Genomic DNA, 10271 nt, shown 5'->3' with positions numbered 1-10271 from the left:
CCCCACTCCCCCCGCTGCATGAGAGAAAAAATTGACGCTTTAACCCAAAATCTGGCTCTTACCATTGTTGGCAAAGCTGAGGCAATACGCTTAGTGCTAGTAGCCTTGCTAGGTGGTGGTCATGCCCTGCTAGAAGATGTTCCTGGTGTTGGTAAAACCCTACTCGCTAAATCTCTAGCTCGTTCACTGGATGGTAAGTTTCAACGCCTACAATGTACGCCCGATTTACTGCCAACTGATATTACTGGCACTAACATCTGGAACCCAAAAAGCGGCGAATTTACTTTTCTTCCTGGGCCAGTCTTTACCAATATTCTCTTAGCTGACGAAATTAACCGCGCTACACCTCGCACTCAGTCAGCTTTGCTGGAAGTTATGGAAGAACATCAGGTAACAGTTGATGGTGTCTCTCGTCCAGTTCCTCAGCCCTTTTTTGTCATCGCTACTCAAAACCCGATCGAGTATCAAGGTACTTTTCCCCTGCCAGAAGCGCAAATGGATCGGTTTATGTTGTCGCTGAGTTTGGGCTATCCTTCGGAGGCAGAAGAACTCCTGATGCTACAAAATCTCCAAAATGGTGTGAAGGTTGCTGATTTGCAGCCTTGTATTACCTTGGCAGAAGTACAGGAATTGCGTTACATCTGCTCTCAAGTAAAAGTGACAACTTCTTTACAACAGTACATCCTCGAATTGGTACGGGCAACACGCCAAGATGAAGAAATCGCCCTTGGTGTCAGTCCGCGTGGCACATTAGCATTACAACGGGCTGCCCAAGCGCTTGCTTTTCTATTAGGGCGTGATTATGCCATTCCCGATGATGTGAAGTTTCTCGTTCCTCACGTTCTTTGCCATCGCCTTATTCCTAGAGGAGGACGCAACGCTAGAACTGTTGTTGAGCGACTATTGCGATCGGTTTCTATTCCTTAAGGTAAAAAAGGTAAATAATGGTTGTTTCTCAATCTTGGTCTAATTGTTTTCTCTTGAAATACTACTAACAGAATCTGAAATCCAATGCAACCCTGTACTAAAGTAAGGGATAAACTTAAATTCCCTTCTCTTGCTTGGATTTCAAATGTTAGGATCTTCTACAAAATAAGATAGAAAATAAATTAGTGAGTTATGAAACAGGATTGATGCAGAAACTACAATTATTTTGCTATTGACGATTTATTCCAGGCTGGATTGAGAAGATATTAGTGCAAATAAAATCTAAGATATTTTGGCTGATTTTTCTATTGATTCAGGTTGAAACTACCAAGATATTTTTCGTTACATAGCCAGGAATGTGCCACTGTGATTAATCTTAAGAGATGTATAAAAGCAGAGCTACTTGCCATGACTAAAACTACTTACACAAAATTTGAAACACTACCAATACTGCGTAAGTCCTATGATTAGCACAAGCGCCACTTTTAAATATCTGGGAATGTGAGGAATGTCAATTTTTGTTAAGCGCAAAATTCGTGATGGCGATCGCCAAGGGTTACAGCAAAGTGCCGAACGTGAATTCAAACGCCAATTTTTCGGTTTACTTCTGGTAATTGTAACGTGGAGCCTAGCTATGGGATGGCTTCTAGCCTTGGCAACTAACGCTCACAGCGTTACTCCCCCCATCGAAATTGGCACTGTTGACGTAGTACCTGCACAGTACCAACTTGGGCAAGAGCTGTATTTGGAAAACTGCTCCACCTGCCACATTGCCTTACCACCATCTGTTTTACCCACCCAAACTTGGAAAAATCTCCTGCAAGACTCGCAGCACTATGGCGCACAACTACAGCCTTTAGTCGATCCACCGCGCATTTTGGTGTGGAAATATCTTTCAACTTTCTCGCGTGTACAGCGAGACGACGAAGAAACACCCTATCGCCTCAGTAACTCACGTTATTTCAAAGCTTTACATCCAGGAGTTAAGTTACCACGTCCCGTCCAGGTTGGCAGCTGTGTCAGCTGTCATCCCAGCGCTAGCGACTACAATTTCCGCCGCCTGACAGCAGAATGGAAGTGAGGAGTAGAGACGCGATTAATCGTGTCTCTACAGGAGTTAGGATTTGAAAAAATTCATAACTTATAACTCATAACTCTATTCCCCCACTCCTTCTCTGGCCCCATCTGGGGGCAAAATGATACTATGAAGAAAGACTAAATATAAGATAAGAGTTAAAACCAATCAGTTTACTAAATGATTGGCTAGTTTTTCTCCTGTTTTTGAGGTAATTCTCATTTGACACCCATCCACAACCAAGACGGTTGGTTTGGGTTAAATGTTTATAATCAATGCCGAACCTTTAATCCCCATCCCCTTTGATTCAGTTCTATAATCTGCCATGCTAAAACTTTTGTTGGGCGACCCCAACGCTCGTAAGCTTAAAAAATACCAACCTTCTGTTACTGAAATTAACCTTTTAGAGGAAGAAATTAAGGTTCTTTCTGATGACGAGCTAAAAGGTAAAACCGTCGAATTTAAACAACGACTCGCCAAAGGTGAAACCCTGGATGACCTTTTGCCAGAAGCTTACGCCGTTGTTCGGGAAGCAGGACGGCGCGTGTTAGGCTTGCGGCACTTTGATGTCCAACTCCTTGGCGGGATCATTTTGCACGTAGGGCAAATTGCCGAAATGAAAACTGGTGAGGGTAAAACGCTCGTAGCAACCTTACCAAGTTATTTAAATGCCCTGACTGGTAAAGGTGTACACGTCATCACCGTGAACGATTACCTGGCTCGTCGGGATGCTGAATGGATGGGACAGGTGCATCGGTTCTTGGGGTTGAGTGTGGGGCTAATCCAGTCAAGCATGACTCCCAGTGAACGCCAGAAAAACTACGATTGCGATATCACTTATGTCACCAACAGCGAAGTCGGCTTTGACTACCTGCGGGATAACATGGCGACATCAATGGCAGATGTGGTGCAACGTCCGTTCAATTATTGCGTAATTGACGAGGTAGACTCGATTTTAATTGATGAGGCGCGGACACCTCTGATTATTTCTGGGCAGGTGGAAAGACCTACAGAAAAGTATCTGCAAGCTGCTGAAATAGCATTCACACTCAAAAAAGACGAGCATTATGATGTAGATGAAAAAGCTCGTAACGTGCTACTGACAGATGAAGGCTTTGCAGAAGCCGAAAATCTTTTGGGAGTCACAGATTTATTTGACCCAGAAGATCCTTGGGCACACTTCGTTTTCAATGCGATTAAAGCTAAAGAACTTTTCCTGAAGGATGTAAATTACATCGTCCGCAATGGGGAAGTAGTAATTGTGGATGAATTTACCGGTCGGGTGCTACCTGGACGGCGTTGGAGTGATGGACTACACCAGGCTATTGAAGCTAAAGAACACGAAGAGATTCAGCCAGAAACTCAAACTCTAGCGACAATTACTTATCAAAATATGTTCTTGCTGTATCCAAAACTCGGTGGAATGACCGGAACAGCAAAAACGGAAGAACCAGAATTTGAAAAAATTTACAAACTAGAAGTTGCAGTAATTCCTACCAACCGTGACAGAAGACGCGAAGACTTGTCTGATATGGTCTTTAAGACAGAACCGGGCAAGTGGGGTGCGATCGCCAAAGAATGTGCCGAAATGCACGAACTGGGCAGACCTGTATTAGTGGGAACCACTAGTGTAGAAAAATCCGAACTTCTCAGCCGATTACTGAAACAGCTAGAGGTTCCCCATGAATTACTCAACGCCAGACCGGAGAACGTCGAGCGGGAAGCGGAAATCGTCGCCCAAGCTGGACGCAAAGGTGCTGTTACTATCGCTACTAACATGGCTGGTAGAGGTACAGACATCATTTTGGGTGGTAACTCCGAATATATGGCACGTTTGAAGCTGCGGGAATACTTTATGCCCCGCATCGTTATGCCAGAAGATGAAGATAACTTTAGCGTACAAAAACCATCTGGATTACCTACAGGACATGGTGGTGGTCAAGGTTTTGTCCCTGGCAAAAAAGTCAAAACTTGGCGGGCTTCACCAGAAATTTTCCCCACCCAGTTAACAAAAGAAACAGAGAAACTACTCAAAGATGCAGTAGAAATTGCAGTCCGTGAGTATGGCGATCGCAGTTTACCGGAACTGGAAGCTGAAGACAAGGTGGCTGTGGCTGCCGAAAAAGCTCCCATCGACGACCCTGTGATTCTGAAATTGCGGGAAGCTTATAACCGCGTTAAGCAGGAATACGAACAATTTACTACCCGCGAACATGATGAGGTAGTGGGAATCGGTGGTTTGCACGTAATTGGTACAGAACGCCACGAGTCGCGGCGGATTGACAACCAGTTGCGCGGACGTGCAGGAAGACAAGGCGACCCCGGAACCACGAGATTCTTCCTCAGCTTAGAGGATAACCTACTGCGGATTTTTGGTGGCGATCGCGTTGCTGGGTTAATGAATGCCTTCCAAGTGGAAGAAGATATGCCCATCGAATCTGGGATGCTTACCCGCAGTTTGGAAGGCGCACAGAAAAAAGTCGAAACCTACTACTACGACATCCGTAAGCAGGTATTTGAGTATGACGAGGTGATGAACAATCAACGTCGTGCTATTTACGCTGAACGCCGCCGGGTGTTAGAAGGTCAAGACTTAAAAGAACAGGTAATCAAGTACGCTGAAAAAACGATGGATGACATCGTTGATTACTACATCAACATAGACTTACCCTCCGAAGAGTGGGAGTTAGAAAAGTTGGTTGAGAAAGTCAAAGAATTCGTCTATCTGCTAGCAGACTTGCAGCCAAATCAATTAGAAGATATGACAGTCGGCGAGATTAAAGCCTTCCTCCATGAACAGGTGCGAATTGCTTACGATCTCAAAGAAGCGCAAATTGACCAAGTTCAACCCGGATTGATGCGCCAAGCGGAACGTTTCTTTATTTTGCAACGCATTGATACCCTGTGGCGGGAACACCTGCAACAAATGGATGCCTTGCGCGAATCAGTGGGATTACGTGGTTACGGGCAAAAAGACCCACTAATTGAGTATAAGAGCGAGGGTTACGAACTCTTCTTGGATATGATGGTCAACATCCGCCGAGATGTAGTTTACTCGTTGTTTATGTTCCAACCGCAGCCGCAGCAGATGATGCAGGCATCATCAGAGATGGTGTAAGTAGAGAATATCTCATACAGAGACGCAGAGGCGCAGAGGCGTTTTTGCGTCTTTGTATTTTAAGGCATCTCTCAAAAATATTTTGTTTTCAGGAGTTTGCTGAAATGGGTAAGCTGATACTACCAAATCTTCAGGGTAAGCAAATGGGGCAAGTAATAGTTACCCTTACTGTCACGAATCGAATTGATCAAGTTTTGGCTCAACGAGGCTTTATTTCTTCGGGGGAAGTTCGCTCTTATACTCTGGATAATGTTTTAGTTGATACAGGTGCGACTTTGCTGTGTTTACCTGCTAGCATTATTAGTCAACTAGGTTTAGTCCAAGGTGGAGAAGCCCAGGTAGAGACTGCTGCTGGAGTGCAGCAGGGGCGAATTTTTCGCGATGTAGAACTAAGTATTGGAGAACGTCAAGGAACCTTTGATTGTCTGGAACTCACAGAAGTACCTTATGCCCTTTTGGGTGTAACGCCAATGGAAGTTTTAGGATTAGAACCAGACCTTAAAAATCGGAAGTTGCGGATTTTGCCGATGAATTCTGAGCAAACTTATTTGAGTGTATTGTAAGCGATCGTATATTTTATGCTGAAAGCAGGTACTCAGTTTTTCAGGTTTGGCATTGGCTGGACAAACACTTTATAGGATTAGTAAGACCTCAGATAATCAGGGGAGAACAGAATTCATGAAACTAATAAAAGAAATAGTAAATTAATGAATGAAAAAGCTCTTATTTATCTGTAGCCAGAATAAATTGCGAAGCCCCACTGCTGAGGCTGTGTTTTCTGAATATGAAGGACTTGAAACAGATTCAGCAGGTTTAGATCGCCATGCCAAAGTACCATTATCAACTGAGGCTATTCGATGGGCTGATATGATATTTGTGATGGAAAAATCTCATAAAAGCAAGCTATCAAAAAATTTTCTGCCCTTTCTTAAAGATAAAAAAATTATCTGTTTAGATATACCAGATGAATATGAGTATATGGAACCAGCTTTAATTGAGTTGTTAAAACAGAAAGTTCTACCAATATTAAAAATTAAAAAATGAATATTCAAGAAGCTTTTAATGCTGCCGCAGGAGATTACGATAGCTTACGTCGTATTCTAATTCCCTGTTTTGATGACTTTTACAAAACAGCTGTTGAAATCATCCCAAACGATAGTACCGCACCGATAAAGGTTCTAGACTTGGGTGCTGGTACTGGACTTTACTCAGGTATGGTACAATCTGTTTTCCCAAATGCAGAGTTCACCTTACTAGACTTAGCCCCTGAGATGTTAGAGAAAGCTAAGTTGAGATTTAGCAAAATGGGTAAATCTCCCAAAATCTTAATTGGTGACTACATTGAGACTGATTTGGGTGATTCCTATGACCTGATAATCTCTGCCCTATCTATTCATCATCTTTCTGATTTTGACAAAGAACTTCTTTATCAACGGATTTATGATGTTCTCAATCCTGGAGGGATATTTGTCAACGCTGACCAAGTTCTCGGCAAAACCCCTGATTTAGAAGAACTTTATCGTCAACACTGGTTAGATTCTATCCATGCTAAGGGTATCTCAGAAGAAGATTTTAAAGCTGCACAAAAACGCATGGAATACGATCGCATGGCAACCCTTGAGATTCAACTTCACTGGCTAGAAGCGGCTGGGTTTCAAAATGTGGATTGCTGGTACAAAAATTTTAGCTTTGCAGTTTTTGGTGGTTATCGACCGACTATTTAACTACTTTTTTTGTAATCAAGATTCCATGTAGGATTGATTATTTAGCAGAACAGTAGCTATTAATTTCCTTAACTATAGAACTTTCTTCAGTACTACTTTTTTTCAGAGATACCAAAAAGCCCTTTGCTGCTGGTAGATTCTTTTTATCTATAGCTCCTGCTGCATTATTCAATTCCTTGCTGATGTTCTGATAGAGTGTGATAAAGCGCCCTTGAAAACCTTGTAACTTTTCGTCTTTAATTTCGAGAGTTTTCATCTCTTGGGCAAGTGGATCTATCTTACCAGCAAGTTCAGTTAAAGCTTTAGAACCTTTTGCTGGATTGGGATTTTTACCAAATTCCTGACCTAGAGTAGATGCTTGATTAGCAACCTTGATGACTTTGTTACATTGGGCAACTTTACTTTCTCCACACCCTGCGAATAATAATGCGATCGCAGTAGTGACTGAAAACATAAAACTTTGTTTAAATACGCGTTGCATAAATCCTATTATCTCCAACTATGTTTTGGGAAAGTTGGTCAGCAGAAATAGATGGCCAGCGAAAATACTTTTTTCTAAAAATAATCTTGATTTCTGTTGCCCTGTTACTTTATACTTTATTTTTTCGACAACGTGTATGTAATTACACTTAAGTAGCAAAATTTAACATTCTCTAGTTGGGTTGCAGTTTATTCTCCCATTTTGGAATTAACTTCAATGTCGCAGCAGCGTTATCTGTGACATTCTTTTGTTGCGACAACATCTGGTGATATTCAATATTGCGCCAAGAGTCAACCATATCGTTGTAGTGGGTATGGAAAGCATGGCCTGATTGTCCGGGTGTATGAATTGCAACTGAGTTATCCAAATTTCCCAAATCTACGATCATCCGCAGGGAAGGAATATCTGTCACCTCAAAGGATTTATTTGCTCTCCAGCGGTTAGCATTCACTGTTTCGCCGTTACCAGCCGTCGTAAATGCACCACGATTAAATAAACCTTCAATCGGTGCAACCCCAGATTTACCCAAGGTTGCATTACGGAAAGTAACAGTATGTAGTTTGCCCCAATTCCAGTTTTTCGGATCTTTGCTTTGAATCTGTTCTAGTTCATCCACGGCTTCTGTAAAGGATTGCCGCAGAATTTCGTCGCGGTTCTCAACTTTTGCGGTGTTACGATTATTCCACCAAGAACTATTGGGCTGTTTTACTAAATTTGCGATCACAGCATACCAGCGATCGCCTCCATTGGGAAAGTATCTCTCAGGTAACTGATCGTGAAACGTGTCTCTTAGCAAGTGTTTCCAGAATACTTCAAACAAGGCAGCAGCCGATGATGTCATTCCCAACTGCAAATTCCAATCTTGCAAAAGTTTTTGCGCTGCTTGCAAGCGGGGAGTATCAACAGTGATAGATTGCAGTAGTGGTACTAATGTTTGTGCATTGAGATTGCGATCGTCACCCTGTATTTGCTGCACATCTTCTAGGGAAATCGGTTCGGTTTTTTGTGAAATCATCTCAACAATGCGCTTCGCTCGATAGCCATAAACCCAATCTGCGGTAATTAAGTAAGGATATTTACGCATCGCTAAATTATTGGCAGTAGCAATATAGCCTTGAGATGGATTAAAACTTTTGGGTAACTTCTCAAAGTCAATATAGCCTTGCCACTCATAAGCATCTGTCCAACCAGGAACGGGATAACGTCCATTTCCCTTGGCTCGAATGGGGAATTTACCAGGCATTTGGTAGCCAATATTGCCATCAACGTCAGCGTAGACCAAATTTTGAGCCGGGACATCATAATTACTAGCAGCAGTGCGGAATTCTTGCCAGTTTTGGGCACGATTGATTTGGGGAATGGCATACCCTAATTTGGAAGGTTCTAGGGCTGTCCAACGCAAGGCTACGGCATAGTTTTGCGGTATTGCTAAAGGCTGACTTGGCTGAAACTCCTTCAGATTGGGTGAAACATCAGAGAGAATCGGCCCATGTCGGGTATAGCGCACCGTTTGCACAATCGGCTGACTCCCCGCAACTTGAATCGTTTCTTGCACGAGTTTCATATCAACCCATTTGCCATTTACCTCATACTGATTGGGGTTTTTGGGATTGATTTTCTCGATATATAAATCCATCACATCAGATAGTACATTAGTTACACCCCAGGCAATGCGATCGCTATGACCGATAATTACCCCAATCATTCCCGCAAAGGAAAAGCCAGTAACGTTGTATGGACATTCTGTACTCTTAGATATGCAGTGCAAACCAACCTCATACCATATAGAGGGTATTTGCACACCTAAGTGGGGGTCATTTGCCAAAATAGGCTTACCTGTATCTGTAAGCTCACCGGATATCACCCAGTTATTGGAACCAATGCCTATTCCCGTAGGCCCGATGAGTTGTTCCAAAGCCATCATCGGCTTGGTAATTGACTCTATTACCTCCTCAATACCAAAGGCGGTGAATTGTGTCTCGTCAGAATTTTCATTCTCTCCTGTTTTCCCTTTTTGGAACTCAGGTAAAATCGCTGGCAAGTCTTGAGGATAAGGTGGATAAAGTTCCTCTACTTGAGTGGGAGTAAGGGTTTTAAGTAGGATGGCACGTTCAATTTCGCTCTGGAAATTTGTACCCAAATCGTAAGCCATTACTTTCCCCCAAGTCAGAGAATGCAATATTTGCCAAGGTTCTGGCTTATACCCAGGATTAAGGAACTTTAGCACAGCATATTCTAGACTCAGGGCGTTACCTTGATGTTCTTTCAGATAAGCATTGACACCATCTGAGTATGCTTCCAGGTATGCTTTCATCTCTGCATTAATTTCCTGAATTTCTTGCTGCGCTACCCTCGCCCAACCCATTGTCCGCAGATATCTATCAGTTTCAACCTGAGAGGAACCAAACATTTCTGAGAGTCGCCCAGAACCGATGTGTCGCCAAAAATCCATTTGCCAAAAACGGTCTTGGGCGTGGATATAACCTTGCGCCATAAATAAATCGTGAGAGTTGGCAGCATAAATGTGGGGAATTCCCCATTTATCGCGCTGGACGGTTACTTCAGCTTTGAGTTCAGGTAGTTGAATTGTGCCACTCTCTTGCGGAAAGGATTGGCGCACAGTGTACGTGGCGAATCCCACTAACAATAGCCCCAGCACTAACAGCACAATTAAAGTTCTTCTGAGAATCCGAGGAAACCAACGTTTCCTAAAGCTTTTTATTTGGGCTGGTTGTGGCATTGTTTAGTAAAATCACGCGATGTTACAACGTTGATATTACAGTAGAGCGAGCAATATTAATTTCATGCCCACAAAATTCTGGGGAAACTCCTCTAAACAAGTTAGCTGGTTAGAAAAAGAGGCAAGGGAGTAGGGAGCAGAGGAGAGAGGGGAAAGGGGAAAGGGCATAAAGAAGAGACAAGGAAAGAGGTGGGAGACGGAGAGAC

Annotated in this window: 8 protein-coding genes; 6 read left to right on the top strand and 2 right to left on the bottom strand. The window is 43.0% G+C overall.

Annotation, left to right across the window (positions count from 1 at the left end; all coding sequences use genetic code 11):
* Window positions 1-18 precede the first annotated feature (18 nt).
* The 6 genes from GNF10_RS31780 to GNF10_RS31755 all read left to right on the top strand — a co-directional run bounded on the left by GNF10_RS31780 (window position 19) and on the right by GNF10_RS31755 (window position 6844).
* Window positions 19-927 (top strand): MoxR family ATPase, encoded by a 909-nt coding sequence (locus GNF10_RS31780; RefSeq protein WP_114084777.1) that lies wholly within the window; start codon window positions 19-21, stop codon window positions 925-927.
* Window positions 928-1435: 508 nt separating this feature from the next.
* The gene (locus GNF10_RS31775; RefSeq protein WP_221643593.1) at window positions 1436-2008 is read left to right on the top strand and encodes a diheme cytochrome c; all 573 of its coding nucleotides are present in this window, start codon (window positions 1436-1438) and stop codon (window positions 2006-2008) included.
* Between the two features lie 319 nt (window positions 2009-2327).
* Window positions 2328-5120, top strand: coding sequence for a preprotein translocase subunit SecA (gene secA / locus GNF10_RS31770; RefSeq protein WP_185581261.1), 2793 nt, complete (start codon window positions 2328-2330; stop codon window positions 5118-5120).
* Window positions 5121-5224: 104 nt separating this feature from the next.
* Window positions 5225-5683: an aspartyl protease family protein gene (locus GNF10_RS31765; RefSeq protein ID WP_179075397.1), complete on the top strand. Its 459-nt coding sequence runs from the start codon at window positions 5225-5227 to the stop codon at window positions 5681-5683.
* A gap of 148 nt (window positions 5684-5831) precedes the next feature.
* Window positions 5832-6164 (top strand): low molecular weight protein tyrosine phosphatase family protein, encoded by a 333-nt coding sequence (locus tag GNF10_RS31760; protein WP_185592502.1) that lies wholly within the window; start codon window positions 5832-5834, stop codon window positions 6162-6164.
* The gene (locus tag GNF10_RS31755; protein WP_185581404.1) at window positions 6161-6844 is read left to right on the top strand and encodes a class I SAM-dependent methyltransferase; all 684 of its coding nucleotides are present in this window, start codon (window positions 6161-6163) and stop codon (window positions 6842-6844) included. Before GNF10_RS31760 ends, GNF10_RS31755 begins: the two co-directional genes overlap by 4 nt.
* Window positions 6845-6881: 37 nt before the next feature.
* Here GNF10_RS31755 and GNF10_RS31750 read toward each other — a convergent pair whose 3' ends face one another.
* Both GNF10_RS31750 and GNF10_RS31745 read right to left on the bottom strand, forming a co-directional pair.
* Window positions 6882-7325, bottom strand: coding sequence for a hypothetical protein (locus GNF10_RS31750; protein ID WP_185581405.1), 444 nt, complete (start codon window positions 7323-7325; stop codon window positions 6882-6884).
* Between the two features lie 172 nt (window positions 7326-7497).
* On the bottom strand, window positions 7498-10065 hold the full coding sequence (locus GNF10_RS31745; RefSeq protein WP_185581406.1) for a penicillin acylase family protein: 2568 nt from the start codon (window positions 10063-10065) through the stop codon (window positions 7498-7500).
* Window positions 10066-10271: the final 206 nt, after the last annotated feature.

The organism is Nostoc sp. UCD121 (genome assembly GCF_014222285.1).
In the GTDB taxonomy this organism is placed as follows: domain Bacteria; phylum Cyanobacteriota; class Cyanobacteriia; order Cyanobacteriales; family Nostocaceae; genus Nostoc.
The sequence above is the reverse complement of the archived record's forward strand: the minus strand, read 5'-3'. Positions and strand labels throughout refer to the sequence as shown.